Source organism: Pseudomonas japonica (assembly GCF_900188455.1).
Taxonomy (GTDB): domain Bacteria; phylum Pseudomonadota; class Gammaproteobacteria; order Pseudomonadales; family Pseudomonadaceae; genus Aquipseudomonas; species Aquipseudomonas japonica.
This window is the reverse complement of sequence record NZ_FZOL01000022.1, coordinates 1-17,123: the sequence shown is the minus strand read 5'-3', so window position 1 is coordinate 17,123 and position 17,123 is coordinate 1. Positions and strand designations below refer to the sequence as shown.

Here is a 17,123-nt window from a genome sequence, read left to right as displayed (position 1 = left end):
TCACACCGCGCCCGGCGCGGCGAGGTTGCAATACTGTCCCCTGAAATACAGCAAGGGCTGCGCGGCGGCAGCCTCTTGCAGGTTGAGCGCTTTCACTTCACCGATGACGATCAGGTGATCCCCCGCGGCGTGTTCGGCGTGAATTTCGCAGTCGAGCCAGTGCAGGCTGCCGGCAATGATCGGATTGCCCAGCGGCGAATTCCGCCAGTCGACACCGTGCCATTTGTCCGTGCCGCGCCGGGCGAACTGGTTGGAAATCCCGATCTGCTCGCCCGAAAGGATGTTGACGGCGAATCGACCCGCCTGGCGAATCCCGGGATAGCTGGCCGAACTGGACATCACACTGAAGGACACCAGCGGCGGATTCATCGACACGCTGTAGAACGACTGGCAGGTGAAACCAATCGGTTGGTCGTCGATGTGTGAGGTGATGACCGTGATGCCGGAGGCGTAGTGCCCGAGCGCTTCGCGAAAGCGCAGTGGCTCGATGGCCGTGCTGGGAAGTGCCATGGGGAGATCCTGAATGAGGGTTCGGCTGGTGCTGAACCTGTAGGAGCTGGCTTGCCTGCGATCGGCGGCGCAGCCGTCGTAAACCCTGAATCCTCAGTGGGCCTGGCACCCCGTGGATCCTGATTTCACGACGGCTGCGCCGCCGATCGCAGGCAAGCCAGCTCCTACGGTTATTGGCAAACATGCAGTGCGTACGGAACCTAGTTCGACAGTTCTCTGCGAACGATTTCCGCGCCGGCACTCAACGCCTTCAACTTGCCTCTCGCCACGCCACGAGGCAGCGGCGCCATGCCGCAGTTGGTGCACGGATAGAGTTTGTCGGCATCGACGAACTGCAGGGCCTTGCGCAGGGTGTTGGCGACTTCTTCCGGCGTTTCGATGGTGTGGGTTGCCACATCGATGGCGCCGACCATCACTTTCTTGCCGCGAATGAGTTCGATCAGGTCCATGGGGACGCGCGAGTTGTGACATTCGAGCGAGACGATATCGATACTGGATTCCCGCAGCCTGGGGAATGCCTTTTCATACTGGCGCCACTCGGAGCCCAGGGTCTGTTTCCAGTCGGTATTGGCCTTGATGCCGTAGCCATAGCAGATATGCACGGCCGTCTCGCACTTGAGACCTTCGATCGCCCGCTCCAGGGTGGCAACGCCCCAGTCGTTCACCTCGTCGAAGAACACATTGAACGCGGGTTCATCGAACTGGATGATATCGACGCCGGCGGCCTCCAGTTCCCGGGCTTCCTGATTGAGAATCTTTGCAAATTCCCATGCCAGTTTTTCGCGGCTTTTATAGTGGCTGTCATACAGCGTATCGATCATCGTCATCGGGCCTGGCAGGGCCCATTTGATCGGTTGCCGGGTTTGCTCGCGCAGGAACCTGGCATCGTCGACGAAGACCGACTTGGGCCGTGCAACAGCACCGACAACCGTCGGCACACTGGCATCGTAGCGGTCACGAATCCTGACGGTCTCGCGCTTCTCGAAATCGACGCCGCTGAGGTGTTCGATAAAGGTGGTGACGAAGTGCTGGCGGGTCTGTTCGCCGTCGCTGACGATGTCGATGCCGGCGTGCTGTTGTTCCTGCAGCGACAAGCGCAAGGCATCCTGTTTGCCCTCGACCCATTCATCGCCCTGGAGTTTCCACGGCGACCAGAGTGCCTCGGGTTGGGCAAGCCAGGAAGGTTTGGGCAAGCTGCCGGCAGTTGAAGTAGGGAGCAGTTTTTTCATGACGGATGACCTTGTGTGCTTGCCTGATTCAGAGCGCGAAATTGGCCGACCACTGCTCGAGCAGGGCCTGATGGGGTTTGATGAAGTGTTCCTCGGCGAACCTGCCCTGTTCGATGGCCAGACGGCTGCGCTCTTCCCGGTCATAGACGATCCGGGTCAGTGAATAGTCCTGATGGTGCAGGCTGGGTTGATAGGATTTTCCCGCCGCGGAGTTCGCGTTGTAGATTTCCGGACGGTAGATCTTCTGGAAGGTATCCATGGTGCTGATGGTGCTGATCAGTTCGAGATTGGTGTAGTCACCGAGCAAGTCACCGGTAAAGTAGAACGCCAACGGCGCAACGCTGTTAGGCGGCATGAAATAGCGCACTTTCAGGCCCATTTTGTTGAAGTATTCATCGGTCAGTGAATATTCATCCTGCTGGTATTCAATGCCCAGTACCGGGTGCTGGTTCTCAGTCCGGTGATAGGTCTTGCTGCTCGATACACTCAGGCAGATGACCGGCGGTTTCTTGAAATTATCGTTGTAGGTGCTTGAACTGACGAACGACTTGAACAGCTTGCCATGCAGCTCTCCGAAACACTCGGGCGTGCTGAATCCGGACTGGCCCTTGTTGTGCTCAAGCAACACGACGCTGAAGTCATAGTCACGCACGTAGGAGGAAAAGTTGTTCCCGGCAATACCCTCGATACGCTCGCCGGTGTTTCGATCGACAATAGTCGTTTTCAGGATTTCGATCAGGGGCAGGGGCGTGTCACTGTGTTCAGCATCGAAGTTCATCTCGACCGAAATGATTTCCAGCTCGACGGCGTAACGATCGCCCTTGGGGTTGTCCCAGTGCGCCAGGGCATTGAAACGGTTGTCGATCATCTGCAGGGTATTGCGCAAGTTCTCCTGGCGGCTGTTGCCTCTTGCCAGGTTGGCAAAGTTGGTGGTGGCGCGGGTGTTGTTCGACGGCTGATAGTCTTCATCGAAACAAATGCTTTTGACGGCAAATGCAAACTCTTTGCTCATGGTGATCGGCTGCCCTGAATCTTGAAATGAATCCGAATGCGTTCCCTGCCTTTCAGCGCCTGGTGTTCTTCAGGGCTTTCCTGTTCGGCAGTATTTTCAATGTCTGTAATGGGGAAGTATTTTAGGTCGATCCATTGATCGATTGATAATGAATGGATCGAGGAAGTTCTTTAGCCAAATTCATGATGGAATTCGTGCTCAGTTGCAGAAAACCGCGCACGACTGAATTCATGGGCTCTGGGATCTTCGTTGCCGCACTTTCCAAGTGCTTGCAAGAACGTAATCGGGGTCGATCGATGATGCTCATGGCCATTCCTTGCAAAAGCGCAGGGAATTGTCGGGCTCAAACGCTCAGCTGACAAACTCGTTTTTTTTGCATACAGATTTAGTTCTGCTCATGATCGCGCTTGACTGCGCCATGACGCAGGCGCCGTGCGGCAATCGCCGTCAAACAGAAAACCACCGTGCGCAGCCAGTTCGGCCTCGGCCAACGCGATCAGGGATTCGGCCTTGCCCTCGCTGAACAGCGTGCGAAAGGCCTCGTCGAATCGATCCGCCAAAGACGCATCCACTTCACTCAGCAGGCGTGGCGCCCATTTGCCCGTGCCGTACCAGCGACCTCTGCCGCGCAACGCCAGCTCCACCAGCCTGGCATGCAGCAGGGCGCCGATCGCCAGGGTTTCACTGGCGGGTCGAGTCCCGCGCAGGTCATCGACGGCATCGGTGATTTCGTAGCGCAGCGTGTTGAGCGCAGCGGGCGTCAGGCGTTCCGGGCCTTGTGCCAGGCGCTCCGCGACACGTTGCTTCAACCCCTGCGCAAGCCCTGGCGCGGGGCCGATGACAGCGCCTTCGGTAACCATGTTGAGCAGGCTTGGACGGCCACGCTCCGCGTCCTGGTCGATGAACCAGGCCAGGGTCTGCTGATCGTGGACAAAGGCTTCGACGGGTACGCCTTGAGTCACGAACGACTCTCGGCGTGCCGCCTCCAGGTGCTGGTAGACCACGACGAGGTCGATGTCGGAAAGATAGGTGCCCTGTCCGCGCATGATCGAGCCCGCGACACAGGCGAGGGATGCACCGGGATAGCGGGTGCGCAGGATCGTTTCGGCGATAGCCAATGCTTCGGCGGGAGAGAGGTGTCCGGTGTTCATCAGATCATTGCATCCGTGCTTGAGTGATCGGCGGATCATCTCATGCGCCGGATTGGCGTCAAGCCGCCTGAGCAGACCTGTTGGCAACAGCCGGAGCGCGTCCTCAATGCTCGCCGCCAACCCCCGTGTACTGCTGCAACGCCGCACTCATCCGCTGCCAGGTCAGGTCATCGGCGGGAATCAGGTGCTCGATGCGCAGCGACTCCACGGTGATGTCCTGTGGCATGCCGAAGGTGGTGAAGGTGGACAGGAAGCACAGCTCGCCTTGCGCGGTGTTCACCCGGGTCAGCAGCACCGGCGCGGCCGCCGTGGCCTGGCCTGGATCATCTGGAACCGGCAGTTCGCGCAGGCGCTCGGCCAGCAGCGGATTGTCGGCGGCCTCCCGCGAGGCGCGTTGCCAGGCGACAGCGCGGATCTCCCGGGCATTGGCCAGGCGACTGCCCAGGCCCTCGGGATGCAGCAGGGTGTGCAGCAGGTTGAGCCCCGCCGCCGGGTCCGCGGCCACACCCGCCAGGGCGAACAGCACGCCGGCACTGGCATTGGCCGCGGTGACGTCCCAGTTGCGGTCGATGACGATCGCCGGCGCCGGGTTGTTCGCCCGCAGGATGTGGCCGATGGCGGCGTGCACCATCGCAAGCTCCGGCGCGTCCAGCGCCGAGGCCGCGTAGCGCGGGGCATAGCCGGCGGCGAGAAAGACCTCGTTGCACTGCTCCAGCGGCGTGCCGAGCGCCGCCAGCAAGGCATGCAGGGTTGCCGGGCCGGCCTTGGCGCGCCCGGTTTCCACACAGCTGAGATGACGCTGCGAGACGCCGGCGATCAGTGCCAGTTGCAGCTGGCTGAGCCCCGCCTGGCGCCGCAGCTGGCGCAGGCGCAGGCCCGCCGAGTCGGGGGCTGGGGAATGGCTATGGTGGAAAGGGTGATGGGGCATGTGTCGACTCTGGCCGTCCTTGCGCGCAGCGTCCATGACCTGTGAGGTCATTGAGCGGTGGGCAACCCTATCACTACCGTGGCGGCGAACACTACCAGGGAGAGGCACGATGCCGCTTCGCTACATCGCGTGGGCACTGCTGGTGCCGTTTGCGCTCTATACCGGCTGGACGATGCTGATCGCCGAGCAATCCCTTGCCGCCTTCGGTCTGCAACTGCTGTCGCGACCCGACACCGCCCAGGTGGTCATCGACCTGTACCTGATGGCCGGGCTGGCCTGCGTCTGGATGGCGCGCGACCACCGTGCGCGCGGCGGCTCGGTCGTGGCGCTGCTGCCCTGGCTGCTGCTGACCGCGGTCTTCGTTTCATTGGGCCCGCTGCTGTATCTGGCGCTCAGGGGGGAGCGGCAATGAGCGGCGCCTTGTCCGTGTATGCGCTGTGCGTGGTCGTGCTGTTCGGCAAGATGTTCGCGGTGTCCTGTTACCAGGGCTATTTCCGCTTGCGCTGGCTGGCCTTCACCAACCCGGAGGATGCCGCCGTGTTCGCCCGGCCCGCCCAGCGCCGCGAGCATCCGCAGGTGCGGCGGGCCGCCAGGGTCTGGGCCAACGATCTGGAAAACCTCCCGGCGTTCTTCGTCCTCGGCGGCCTGGCGCTGCTCCTCGACACGTCGGCGCCGGCCTGCATCGGCCTGAGCATCCTGTTCACCGTCGCCCGGGTCCTGCACACGCTGGCCTATCTCGCCGGCGTGCAACCCTGGCGAACCCTGTGCTACGGTCTCGGGATCCTCTGCCTGCTGGGCTTTTGCGCAATGATCCTGGCTTCAGCAACAGCGTCGCTGGCAGTTGTCCTGCCCAGGCAAGGTCCGGTTTCATTGGCTATACCCTCATGAGGCGGCATGTTGCTGTTTCGCGGTGCGAAGAATGCCAAGTGATGCTGAAAGCCAGGGCTTGGCCCGCGGCCGGGCAGGGAACTCTTCTTCATCGTGCGGAGCTGCGAACAGATGCGACCGGTCAACAAGCCCTCCAGCAACTCGCTCTACGCCCCTCCGGCGTCCATCACCTTTGCCCGGGCCAACGCCCAGTTGCTGAGAAAAATGACCGGGGCCGTACCGCCGGTGGGCAACTACACCGTCTCGCTTGCGCAAGTCCTGCGCTGGTTGCTCGGGATCGCCCGTGGCAGACGTTTCACCAGGCTTACCGCGGCTGAACAGAAGACCCTGGTCGCAGCACTGGAAGGACGGATAGCGACAATCTACAAGACCGCCGCCGCGCCGCTGGTCCAGGACCTGGGCGCGTACTGCTCCTACTGCGGCAGCGATCTGCCTGCACAGGTCGAAGTCGAGCACACCGTGCCGAAGTCGCTGTATCCGCTGTTCTCCACCGACTGGCGGGGTTTTCTGCTGTCCTGCAGCCCTTGCAACAAGGCCAAACGACAAAGCCCTGCCCGTGCGGACGTCATCCAGTGGAGCAAATTGAAGAGGCCCACGGAACGGGATCTCTATGATGAAATCCGTCGCCGTTACCTGTGGCCCGATCTGGACCCTACCTGCTGGGAGGATGCGCCGGCACACCTTTTCTACCTGGATGTCGCGACGAACCAGTGGCTGCCAGTCTCCGTGGCCGACAGCGTGGATTTCGCCAACAAGTTCCTTGTTTATGACGTGCCGAATCATCGAGTGCTCGCCGACATCAAGCACGGCAACGCGATACTGCAGAACGTCCAGGTAGCGGTCAGGGTGGAGGCGGTCCTCCTTAAACCGTGGGTGGACGACATGATCGACCTGCTGCAACTCAACGAGGATCTGGTCAACCCCGCGAAGGCTACCTATGACCGCCGGCAGATGAATCGAACCCGGGCCTGGTTCAATGCCCTGGATGCCTGTCGCCAGCTCAGCATTGCAACGGATCAGAAGACCTTCGACTTCCTCTGGCAGCCGATTCCCGGCTGGGCCGCGGGCTCGGCATTCTATTCGGTGTGGTTGACGGTCCTGCAGCATTTCCGCGACCCATCCGGGGTGAACTACGCATCGCGTCTGGTTGCCGACACCAATGTTCCGCTGTATTACCCCAACACCGAAACGGCCCACTTGCCGTGAGAGAGGCACCCGCATGAGACCGTTGCTACGTCCGCCACTTCCGGACCAGGTCAGGGGGCGCTATACGGCAGCGAGTCTGCTGATGAGTGCCTTCGGCCATTTCTGCGCGTTTTGCGAGCGCCCCCTGCCTGACCAGCACTGGGTCTGGAACGCCCGCACCGGCACTTGTCTTGACCGTGAGTCGTACGACGTCGACGACTGGTCGCATCTCTACCTGCTGGACCACAACTGCCACCAGGCGCAGCAGGCGTCGAGCGCGATCGATCCGGGTACGCTGCTGTTGCCGACGGAGGAGAACGTGTTCGACCTGCACGGGGAAAGCCAGTTGCACTATTCGCTGCAGCCGCTGCTGCGCACGCTGCTGGATGACGACGCTCGGCCGGTGACGCACGAGCTCGTTCCCAGCGTGTTGATCAACGGTCGCAGCGCCCGTGCGCTGGCGACGATCGACTACTTCAAGCTCAATACCCGCTACTACGACGACGAGACGCAGACGCTGCGCATTCCCTGGCAGGACCACCTCTCGCTGGAAGACCGGCGCATGGAGCAGCGGACCCGCACATGGCTCGAAGCCGAGGCGTTGGCCAAACGGGTGCTGAGGTCGTTTTCATACGGGTTGGAATCGGTCGTCATCGAGCAGTTTCGCCAGATGGCCGGGCTCAGCGGCTATTGGTCCGCCGCCGCAACGGCGGCTGCCCGCATGCGCGATCCCGGGCTGCGCCGGCGGATATTCGTCGACGCGGCCGAATCGGCAGGGCGGGATGTCTTCATCGAAGGCTTCAACCCCGGTGAGTCCGCCCTGTTTCGCGGCAGCGGACCGCATCACACTTTTCCCGGTACCCGAAACGTATTCGAATGAACCTGCCGCCCGTTGTTCAGGCGCTGTTGCGCGCGCCCCCGAGGCCCGCGCGCGGCACCGCGACAGGTTCGTCGTGCAGCGAAATCCGGTACGTCTCCGGCAGCGCCAGCCCGCCGAGCAAGGCCAGCAGGGCGATGACCACCAGATAGAACGCCGGCGCCAGGCTGCTGCCGCTGAGGCCGATCAGCCAGGTCGCCATCAGCGGCGCGGTGCCGCCGAACAGCGTGTAGGCGACGTTGTAGGTCATCGCCGAAGCGGTATAGCGGGTGCGGGTGGGGAAGGTTTCCGAGAGCAGCGCGGCGGTGACCACCCCGGACATGACCGCGCCCACGGCCAGCAGCATGACGCCGACGACCGCCGCCGCAACGCTGCCGGAACTGGCCAGCCAGTAGGCCGGGAACACCATGACAATCACCCACAGGCAGGTCACACCGATGGTCCGGCGCCGGCCGAAGCGGTCGGCGAAGGCCCCCGCCGCCGGGCAGGCGCCGGCGGCGAACAGCAGGGCGATGGTCGACACCATCAGCGACTGCGCCCGGCTCAGGTGACCGACCACCTGCAGGTAGGTGGCGAAGTAGGTGGTGAACATATAGAACGACAGCGCCGTCAGGGAAATGAACGCGCCCAGGCGCAGCATCGCGCCTTTCTGCTGCGTCAGGGTTTCCCGCAGCGGCGAGTGGGCGTGTTCCTTCTGTTCGGCCATGGCCAGGCGGAATGCCGGGGTTTCCTCCATGCGCCAGCGCAGGTAGAGACCGACCACACCCAGCGGCGCCGCCACCAGGAACGGCACGCGCCAGCCCCATTCGGCCATCGCCTCGGGGCTCAGGCTGGCGTCGAGCAGGTAGGCGATGACCGCGGCGCAGGCGAACGCGGAGAAGGTCGATACCGGAAGAAAACTGCCATACCAGGCGCGCCGGTGATTCGGTGCGTGCTCCATCAGGTAGGCGCAGGCACCGGCGTACTCGCCGCCCGCGGAAAAGCCCTGGACACAGCGGGTCAGGGTGAGCAGCACGGGCGCCAGCAGGCCGATGCTGGCGTAGGTCGGCAACAGGCCGATCACCGTGGTGGCGCCGGCCATCATCAACACGGTCGCCGAGAGCACGCGCTTGCGGCCGAGGCGGTCGCCCAGCGCGCCGAACACGATGCCGCCCAGCGGCCGCAGGGCGAAGGCCACGGCGAAGACCGCGAAGGTCTGCAGCAGGGCGGCATTGGCGTCGTCGCTGGCGAAGAACTGCCTGGCGATGATGGTGGCGAGAAAGCCGTAGACGGCGAAATCGAACCACTCGACGAAGTTGCCCAGGGCCGCCGCCGCGGTCACCTTGCGCAATGTCGCGGGCGATACGTTGATCGGGTCGTTCATGACCGGTGCTCTCCTGGATCGTGCGGCTGACAGAAAGGACGGCAGTGGATGCCGTGGTGCGGGGGCTTCTGCTCCGCGGGTTCTGCGCACGATGTAATGCCGTCCTCGCGCTCGGCAAGGTGCATGTCTCGTTCAGGATGGTGGGTGTCGCAATGGATGTGGCCGGGGGCGTGTCGCCGGCGCTCGCCGTTCAGTCCTGGGTAACAGCGCCGGTCTGTGCGGCGTCCGGGAGAGGCGTGGTCGGCTCGGGAGCAGCGGCGGCCTCGTCCGCCAGCTTCGCCCGGTCGGCCTTGCTGATGTACTTCGGCTTGCTCTTCGGCGCCAGCTTGGCACTGGCCTTCTTCGCGTGGGCCTTGAGCAACTGGTTGATCTTCTTGCGGCGATTCATGGTTCTCTGCCCGGTGGGTTGCACGACGGCCGCCACCTTACGGGCTGGCCGCCATCGTGTCCATGGCGTGGAGCGACGCCTCAGAAGGTCGGGGTATAGGTCAGGGTGAACATCACGTTGCGCGGATCGCCGAAGTAGTTGTTGCCGGTCAGCGTGCCGTACGAAGGTATCACGTAGTCCTTGTCGAACAGGTTGTTGAGGTTGGCCGCGACACTGACCTGGTCGCTGACCTTGTAGGCCACCCGCGCGCTCCAGATCGAGAAGCCGCTGGCTTCATAGGCGCGGTCGAAGCCCAGGGTGCTGCTCTGGCTGTTGACGCCGGCGCCGACGCTGACCTTTTCCAGCTCACCCGGCAGGCGGTAGTCGGCCCACACCCGCAGCATGTGCTTGGGCGTGAGGGTGCTGAACACCTTGCCCTTGAGTTCCGGGTCATCCATGAAGCGCGTGGTGTTGTAGGTGTAGCCGCTGGACACCTGCAGGCCTGGCAGCACTTCGCCGTTCAGCTCCAGCTCGATGCCCTGGCTGCGCACCTTGCCGCTGGCCACCGAGCAGTACCAGCCATCGCAGGCGAAGCCGCTGTCGAGGTCGGCCACCGCGCGGTTTTCATGCAGGTAGCGGAACACCGCCAGCGAGGTGTTCAGGCGCCCATCGAACAGCTCGCCCTTGATGCCGAGTTCGTAGTTTTTTCCGGTGATCGGCTTGAGTGGCGCCTGGTTGAGGCCGCGCTCGCTCTGCGGGATGAACACGTCGGCGTAGCTGGCATAGGCCGACCACTGTTCGTTCAGCGCATACACCAGGCCGACGAAGGGCGTGACCTTGCCATTGCTCTGCGCCGGCGAGTGGATCGGGTCGCCGTTGGCTTCGCGGCGCAGGTAGTTGTTGGCGTCGTAGCTCATTTCGTACCAGCTCACCCGACCGCCGAGGACCAGGGTCAGCGGATCGAGCAGGTTGATCCGGTAGCTGCCGTAGATACCTTTCTGGCGTACGTCGTACTCGCTTTCAGTGAGGTTGGCGCGGTTGGCGATGATGTCGAAGGTCTGGTACGGACGATCATGGTTGATGTGGTTGATGTCCACGCCTGGGGTGAAGGCGCGGGCGTAGGCGTCGTCGGTGGTGAACTTCGAGTAGTTGGCGCCCAGCACCAGGCTCTGCTTGAAGCCCAGGCCCTCGAACTGGCCATCGACGTACAGGTCCAGGCCGAGGTTGTGGTTGCTGAAGTCGGTGCCGTAGTCGGCGTAGATCGGCGCGGGGCCCGTCCCGATGGCGCCGGTGATGAACTGGTACACCGCTTCGTTGGATTCGCGCATCCCCAGGGCCGAGGCCTTGAAGCGCCAGGCGTCGTTGAAGCGGTGTTCGAGGTCGAGGTAGACGCTGGTCTGGTCGCTGCTGGCGCGGTTCCAGTCGGCGCCGATGTAGGTCGAGCGGCCGACATCGAGGCGGCTGCCGTCGCGGTTGCGCGGCAGGGCGATCATGTGGGGCTGGTAGTGGGTCTTCTTGTTGCTCACGCCGACGCCGAGGGTGGTGTCCTCGCTCAGATCGAAGTCCAGCGCGCCATAGACGGTCTGTTCCCAGTTCCACAGCGAGTCGGTGAACGAGTTGCCTTTCTGATAATCCACCACCATGCGACCGCGCACCGTGCCTTCGGCGTTGAGCGCGTTGCCGGCGTCCAGTTGCATGCCGTAGCGGTCCCAACTGCCGGCCTTGGTGGTCAGGGTCAGGCTCGGTTCGGCCTGCGGGCGCTTGCGCACCATGTTGATGGCGCCGCCGGGGCTGTTGGCGCCCTGCAGCAGGGCAGCGGCGCCGCGCATGACTTCCATGCGGTCGTAGATCGACATGTTCTCGCTGATATAGCTGCCCAGCGAGTAGACGTTGCGCGGCACCGGCACGCCGTCGTACTGGATGCTCTCGATGTCGAAGCCGCGGGAAAAGATGAACAGACCGGAGCCCGGCGACTTGATCGCGCTGAGGCCGGTGGTGTTTTCCAGGGCCTGCGTGAGGCTGACGATGTTCTGGTCGTTCATGCGCTGGCGCGTCAGCACGCTGACCGATTGCGGGATGTCCTTGAGCTTCTGCGCGCTCTTGCCCAGGGTGACCGCGCCGGTGGTGTAGGAGCCGCTGCCTTCGGTGGTGGTGCCCAACTGCTCGGAGTTGATCCGGGTCAGACCCAGTTCCATGGCTTGTTCGGCTTCGGCCGCGGCCTCGATCAGCAGGGTGTCGCCGCTCAGCGCCGCGCGCAGGCCGCTGCCGGCCAACAGGCGCTGCACGCCCTCGGCGACACTGAATTGACCGTTCAGGCCCGGGCTGCTGCGCCCGGCCAGCAACTCGCTGTTGACGATCAGGCGCAGGCCGCTCTGGTCGCTGAAGCGGGTCAGGGCCGTGCCCACCGGTCCCGCCGGGATGGCGAAGGCGCGCGTCGCACGCTGCGCCGATTCCGCGGCCAGGGCCTGGGTGCTGCTGATGAACGCCAGGCCGCAGGCGGTGCTTATGGCCAGGCCGAGGGCGGCGCGCTTGAAGGATTGCTGCATGGTTCTCCCCGCTGAAAATCAGCTGATTAAAAATCACTCTCAAACGGGAAAGACGCTGGGCGCTGAAAACCTGACAGCGGCCCCTGAAAATTTTTCGCTTCAGTCGCCGCCGCGCTGTTCGTCGCGCTCCACCACGGTCAACCACGGCAGCTTGCGAATGCGGATCGGCAGCGACTGTTGCAGCAGCGCCAGTTGCGCCTCCAGGTCGCGGGTGTCGAACAGACCGGTGACCGGCAACTGGCGCAAGGCCGGATCGCGGACCCAGAGCAGGCCGTGGTGGTAGCGCGACAGCTCGTCGAGCACCTCGCCCAGGGGTTGGCGGTCGAAGATCAGACGGTCGCGGCGCCAGGCGGTGAGGCTGGCGCTGTCCACGTTGCGCGGTGGCGAGAGGGTGTCGGCGTCGAAGGTGATGCTCTGGCCCTCCTTGACCACGGTCTGCTGCGCGTCCCCCGCGCGGCTGACGCCGACGCTGTGTTCGGTCACCACCAGGCGTACCCGCGCGCCGTCGCGGCGCACGTCGAAGCCGGTGCCCAAGGCGCGCAGGGTACCGTTCGCCGCCTGCACCTCGAAGGGCCGCGAGGCGTCCGCGGCGACCTGGACGAACAGCTCGCCGGCATACAGGCGCAGGGTGCGGCGGTTGCCATCGAGGGTTACATCGACGCGTGTGTGCGGTGCCAGCACCAGTTGCGATCCGTCGCTCAGACGCAGCTCGCGGCGCTCGCCGGCGCCGGTGCGCTGGTCGGCCAGCCAGCCGTCCTCGCGGGCTTGCCAGGTCGCACCGCCGGCCAGTCCCAGGGCCAGCAGCAGACCGAGCAGCGGCGCGGCGCGGCGTTTCGCCGGCGGTCGCTGCAAGGCGCTGCCGAGCCGTTCCCACAGGCGTTCGGCGGCCAGCGCCGCGCTCTGATGCGCGGGGGAGCGCTCGCACCAGCGCTGGTAGGCGTCCCACTCGCGGTCGCCGGCCGTGCCGCTGTGTAGGTCCACCAGCCATTGCAGGGCCTCGTCGGTGAGGCCGGGCAGGGGACGGTCGAGTTCTTCCACGGGGATCGTCGCCATCCGTCAGTCCTCCAGCAGGTCGAGACGCCGCGCGCAGTGGCGCAGGGCCCGCATGATGTACTTGCTGACCATGCTTGGCGACACGTCCAGGCGTTCGGCGATGGCCTGGTGACTGAGGCCTTCGACACGGTTGAGCAGCAGCGCGCTGCGACAGTTGTGCGGCAGCTCGCCGAGGGCCAGGTGCAGGCGCTGCAGTTGCTGGCGCAGTTCGAACAGGCGCTCTGGACCGGGACGGGGATCGAACAACTCGTCCTGCACGTCCGCCAGCGCGCTGTGCGTCCCTTGGCGCTTGCGCCCGCGGGCGAGGTCGATGATCAGGTTGCCGAGGACCCGCATCAGAAAGAACCGCGGGTTGAGAATGCCCTCGCTGCGCTGCTCGCGGCCGAGGCCGGCGTAGCGCACGAAGGTGTCCTGGGTGAGGTCCGCCGCCAGCTCGCGATCACCCAGGCGGCGGTAGGCGATGTTCTGCAGGTCGCGGTGGTAGAGACGAAACAGGCGGTCGAGATCGTCAGCCAAGGCGAACCTCACATGTGCGAAAGCCGGAAGGGAAGGGCGGCGGCGAAAACGCGAAGAGTATAGTGATTAAGAATCGTTCGTAAATCTGCCGTTGCCGACGATCCGCCCTGACCACGCGCCGGGCGTCGCTTGCGCGCCAGCGCTGGCTGCTGGCATGCTCGAACCCGCGTGCGGGGATGGCTTTGCGCTATCGGCCAGGGCCAGGGTCTGGGCGGGGTAAGGCACTACAGGAGTTGAAGGTGAGCAGCAGCCTGTTTGAAATCGCTTATGCAGCCGCTACCCAGCGTCTGTGCCTGTTCACCGGGACCGGATTCTCCAAGGCGGTTTCGGCGAACGACGCGCCGGGCTGGCAGCACCTGCTGGAACAGGTCTGCGATTGCCTGCCGGACGGCGCCGCCTTGCGCGCGTCGCTGTTTCCCGCGGCCGGCGTGCCGCCGTTGAGCCTGGAAGAGGCGGCGCAGGTCATCGCCCTGCGCCTCACCCGGGTTGGCATGAACATCAACGACTGCATCAAGGACCTCATCCAGCCACTGCGGATCAAGGGTGATGTCGCGGAGGTCGAAGCCTTCTATTCCTATCATTCGTTCCGGGTGATCACCACCAACTACGACAAGTTGTCCGAGCAACTGGCGGGTGCCAGGCGGGTCCAGAGCATCGCCCCGGGCATGCCGATTCCGCGCTCTTCGGCCAAGGTCAAGGTGTATCACGTACACGGTTCGGTGGACTCGCCGGAAAACCTGGTGGTCACCTCCGACGACTATTTCCGCTTCATGAACAGCGACTCCTACTTCTCGCGCAAGTTGAGCACCATCCTGCACGAGAACACCGTGGTCATCCTCGGCTACTCGCTGGCGGACACCAACCTCAAGCGCATCATCAGCGACTACAAGACCTTCGCCAACAACCACGTCATCGGCTCCAACCTGTTCTTCGTGTCGAGAAAGCCGGTGGACCAGGTGATCAAGGACTTCTACTTCCACAGCTTTGGCATTCGCGTCATCGACGGCATGGAAGTCGACCAGTTCTTCACCCGCCTCAATCGGCAGGTGGACCAGGTTGCGGCGGTGGTGGAGGAGTCGCTGGAGTCGATCGTCAACGTGATGAACAACGGCTATCAGTTCGTCGAGTCGTTCATCAAGCTGGAGGATTCCTTCTTCCAGGTCATCGCCTCGTTGTCGGCCAAGGGCTTCAGTCTGAAAGACCCGAAGGTCGTCGCGGTGATCGGCGACTTTCTCGAACGCAAGCGCCAGTTCACCCTTTTCCCCGGGGCCTGGGAGCAGTACGAGCACCTGGCCAACTGGCTGATCCATCTGGGGTCGTTGTTCGAAGTGGGCAACACCTCGATCAGGGCGGTGTACCTGAACGCGGTACGGCGCTCGATGGCGACCATGAGCAGGGAGAAGCGGCTCGGCTATTCCTGGCAGGCGTACAAGTTGTGGCAGAGCAACTGGGCGTCGGTCAGCGCGGCGAATCGCTTGCTGATTCGCGAGTACATTACGGCGCAGGCGGTTGGTAGTGATGCGCAGTTGATTGTGGAGTCGTTGGGGTGAAGTGAGCGGGCGGAGTCCCCGCGCTGAAGCCAAACCGGGTGCTGCGAAAAAAATTTCACATTCCTGACGCAAATCGACCCCTCAAAGGGTTTCCACCGATTCCCAAACCGAAAAGGTGGAACTGCAATGAAAGTCTTTCTGGATGACCTGCGCCCCGCGCCCCCGGGCTGGACTCGGGCGTACTGGCCGGACGAGGTCATCGGACTCCTCGAAAGTGGCCGGGTCACCGCCTTGAGCCTCGATCACGACCTGGGCGACGACAACCGTGGTACCGGTTACGACGTACTGGTGTGGATCGAGCGGGCGGTTGCGCTGCATGGCTTCAAGCCGCCCACCCTGCTCATCCACTCGGCCAACCCTGTCGCCGCGCGACGCAGGGCCCTGGCGGTGAGCGCCATCGACCGCCTTCGGGCTGGCGCAGAGCGTTGCGATACCCAGATAATCCCCGCCGCAAAAATGCCCCCTCATGGAAGGAACGACCCGATGGAAGACCTGGAACTGCTGGCGCGCCTCGAACAGCATGAAACCTTTGGCGTGGCGATGGTGCAGCGCATCACTGGCTTTGGTCATCAGCGGGCGACGGAGGTGGTGGGTCGTCTTGAGGCTGCGGGGGCCATCCAGCGAGACCACGCCCTTTCGCAATGGCGCGCGCTGAAGCCGCGTGAGCAACTGCGGGCGCTGTACGAGCAGCACAAGACCAGTCTTCAGGGCCTGCAGGACCTGCCCTCCGGCAAGATCGAACCGCTGATCCTCATGGATGTCCCGCAAGGCTGGGCGAGCGCGGGGCAGCGGGTACTGATCGTGGGCCAGGAAACCCTTGGCTGGGATTTCCAGCCGGGTGACTACTACGACTGGCCCTACGCGCCGATCACCCGTCTGGAGGAATTTCTCGCGCAACCCGACAGCGTCGAAGCGATGATGCATGGCTACCGCGCCTTCGAGTTCGCGCGGTATCAGCCGGGCAACTTCAACAGCCCGTTCTGGCGCGCGCACCGGCGGGTCAGGCAGGCGATAGGGGAGGAGGAGACCGGTTTCGACACCCAGGTGCTGTACACCAACCTGTTCAAGACCGCCGTTGACGAGAAGAGCATCGTCAAGAACGGTACCTGGGAGGAGGCCGACAGTGTCTGGCGGATTTCCGCGGGGCTGCTGACCAGGGAGATCGAGATCCTCAAGCCGGATGCGGTGATCTTCTTCACTGGGCCGGATTATGACCGTTATCTGGAACTGGAATTTGCCGGGCTTGAGTGGGGGATGGTTGGAGAGCACCGGCAGCGGCGCTTCTCGAAACTGACCCATGGTGCGTTGCCGGCGAAGGCGTGGCGGACTTATCACCCCGGGTATTTGAGCCGGGGGCATTGGCACTTGCTCGAAGAGATATGTGCCGGGTTGGTGTAAGAGGTGTGGCCAGTCGATACGGTCGACTGGCCATCTGCAATATGAGAGGCCGGATTAGCGGACGATGATCGCCTGGTTCATATCGATGGAAGGCACCGGAACCGAATAACGACGAACTTGCAGCCATTCGCGCATTTTCGTGGAATCGAATATCTGCCCCTCGTCCATCATCAGCAGCACCAATGATTGGGACATCCGGTAACACCCGCATTTCGGGCAGCGGCGCTCTTCCCAGCCAGGGGAACATTCGATGGATTCGGCGCTTCCGGCGCAGATCAGACAGCTCATGGGACCCCCTGACGTCGTTGTTGGGTGGGGAAAGTGGGTAGTTGACTACCTATTTGGGTGGGATTTGTTTGGGTATGAGAAATTCGTGCCAGTTGGGGGTGGTGTGGAGGGGCTGGTCGACGAGATGTGGCGAGGGGGCGTTATCTGTTTCAGGGGGGGTAGTTATGTGAGCTGGTCAACTTTTTCCGGACACCGCAATGTGGGAGCTCAGGCTATCTGCCGCTCATACCGGTTGGGCGGTAGATAGCCCAGGGTCGAATGC

At 63.4% G+C, this 17,123-nt stretch carries 18 protein-coding genes; 6 read left to right on the top strand and 12 right to left on the bottom strand.

Features of this window, described 5'->3' with window-relative positions:
* From CHB99_RS22870 to CHB99_RS22850, 6 genes are all read right to left on the bottom strand, one after another.
* The gene (locus CHB99_RS22870) at nt 1-510 is read right to left on the bottom strand and encodes a flavin reductase family protein (RefSeq protein WP_042129723.1); all 510 of its coding nucleotides are present in this window, start codon (nt 508-510) and stop codon (nt 1-3) included.
* A gap of 200 nt (nt 511-710) precedes the next feature.
* Nucleotides 711-1,739, bottom strand: coding sequence for a methionine synthase (locus CHB99_RS22865; RefSeq protein WP_042129725.1), 1,029 nt, complete (start codon nt 1,737-1,739; stop codon nt 711-713).
* 28 nt (nt 1,740-1,767) lie between these two features.
* Nucleotides 1,768-2,751: a DUF1852 domain-containing protein gene (locus CHB99_RS22860; RefSeq protein WP_042129727.1), complete on the bottom strand. Its 984-nt coding sequence runs from the start codon at nt 2,749-2,751 to the stop codon at nt 1,768-1,770.
* Between the two features lie 121 nt (nt 2,752-2,872).
* Nucleotides 2,873-3,058, bottom strand: a complete 186-nt coding sequence (locus tag CHB99_RS29635) for a hypothetical protein (protein ID WP_141137324.1) — start codon at nt 3,056-3,058, stop codon at nt 2,873-2,875.
* Between the two features lie 88 nt (nt 3,059-3,146).
* Entirely contained in the window at nt 3,147-3,902 is a 756-nt protein-coding gene (locus CHB99_RS22855; protein WP_042129728.1) for a nucleotidyltransferase domain-containing protein, read from the bottom strand.
* Between the two features lie 103 nt (nt 3,903-4,005).
* The gene (locus CHB99_RS22850) at nt 4,006-4,830 is read right to left on the bottom strand and encodes a helix-turn-helix domain-containing protein (RefSeq protein ID WP_042129750.1); all 825 of its coding nucleotides are present in this window, start codon (nt 4,828-4,830) and stop codon (nt 4,006-4,008) included.
* A gap of 109 nt (nt 4,831-4,939) precedes the next feature.
* On the opposite strand from CHB99_RS22850, the gene CHB99_RS22845 reads away from it, so the two are divergent.
* The 4 genes from CHB99_RS22845 (at nt 4,940) to CHB99_RS22830 (ending at nt 7,783) form a co-directional block, all read left to right on the top strand.
* Nucleotides 4,940-5,242: a DUF2834 domain-containing protein gene (locus CHB99_RS22845; RefSeq protein ID WP_042129730.1), complete on the top strand. Its 303-nt coding sequence runs from the start codon at nt 4,940-4,942 to the stop codon at nt 5,240-5,242.
* Entirely contained in the window at nt 5,239-5,718 is a 480-nt protein-coding gene (locus CHB99_RS22840) for an MAPEG family protein (RefSeq protein ID WP_084702988.1), read from the top strand. Before CHB99_RS22845 ends, CHB99_RS22840 begins: the two co-directional genes overlap by 4 nt.
* A gap of 111 nt (nt 5,719-5,829) precedes the next feature.
* Entirely contained in the window at nt 5,830-6,924 is a 1,095-nt protein-coding gene (locus tag CHB99_RS22835) for an HNH endonuclease family protein (RefSeq protein WP_042129732.1), read from the top strand.
* A gap of 82 nt (nt 6,925-7,006) precedes the next feature.
* Nucleotides 7,007-7,783, top strand: coding sequence for a hypothetical protein (locus CHB99_RS22830; protein ID WP_052419551.1), 777 nt, complete (start codon nt 7,007-7,009; stop codon nt 7,781-7,783).
* 16 nt (nt 7,784-7,799) lie between these two features.
* On the opposite strand, the gene CHB99_RS22825 is transcribed toward CHB99_RS22830, so the two are convergent.
* The 5 genes from CHB99_RS22825 to CHB99_RS22805 form a co-directional block, all read right to left on the bottom strand.
* On the bottom strand, nt 7,800-9,143 hold the full coding sequence (locus CHB99_RS22825) for an MFS transporter (RefSeq protein WP_042129736.1): 1,344 nt from the start codon (nt 9,141-9,143) through the stop codon (nt 7,800-7,802).
* A gap of 190 nt (nt 9,144-9,333) precedes the next feature.
* Nucleotides 9,334-9,531 carry a DUF2986 domain-containing protein gene (locus CHB99_RS22820; protein ID WP_042129738.1) on the bottom strand — a complete coding sequence of 66 codons (198 nt, stop codon included), beginning with the start codon at nt 9,529-9,531 and terminating at the stop codon, nt 9,334-9,336.
* An 80-nt stretch (nt 9,532-9,611) separates the two neighbouring features.
* Complete coding sequence (locus CHB99_RS22815; RefSeq protein ID WP_042129740.1) at nt 9,612-12,056, bottom strand: TonB-dependent siderophore receptor; 2,445 nt, start codon at nt 12,054-12,056, stop codon at nt 9,612-9,614.
* A 99-nt stretch (nt 12,057-12,155) separates the two neighbouring features.
* Entirely contained in the window at nt 12,156-13,109 is a 954-nt protein-coding gene (locus CHB99_RS22810; protein ID WP_042129743.1) for a FecR family protein, read from the bottom strand.
* 3 nt (nt 13,110-13,112) lie between these two features.
* Entirely contained in the window at nt 13,113-13,625 is a 513-nt protein-coding gene (locus CHB99_RS22805; RefSeq protein ID WP_042129745.1) for an RNA polymerase sigma factor, read from the bottom strand.
* Between the two features lie 239 nt (nt 13,626-13,864).
* Between CHB99_RS22805 and CHB99_RS22800 the strand changes: the two genes are divergently transcribed.
* Together CHB99_RS22800 and CHB99_RS30200 are read left to right on the top strand one after the other, a co-directional pair.
* Nucleotides 13,865-15,175 (top strand): SIR2 family NAD-dependent protein deacylase, encoded by a 1,311-nt coding sequence (locus CHB99_RS22800; RefSeq protein WP_042129746.1) that lies wholly within the window; start codon nt 13,865-13,867, stop codon nt 15,173-15,175.
* Between the two features lie 126 nt (nt 15,176-15,301).
* Nucleotides 15,302-16,573, top strand: coding sequence for a cyclic-phosphate processing receiver domain-containing protein (locus CHB99_RS30200; RefSeq protein WP_245655667.1), 1,272 nt, complete (start codon nt 15,302-15,304; stop codon nt 16,571-16,573).
* 54 nt (nt 16,574-16,627) lie between these two features.
* Here CHB99_RS30200 and CHB99_RS29630 read toward each other — a convergent pair whose 3' ends face one another.
* The gene (locus tag CHB99_RS29630; RefSeq protein ID WP_141137323.1) at nt 16,628-16,861 is read right to left on the bottom strand and encodes a hypothetical protein; all 234 of its coding nucleotides are present in this window, start codon (nt 16,859-16,861) and stop codon (nt 16,628-16,630) included.
* Between the last annotated feature and the right edge of the window lie 262 nt (nt 16,862-17,123).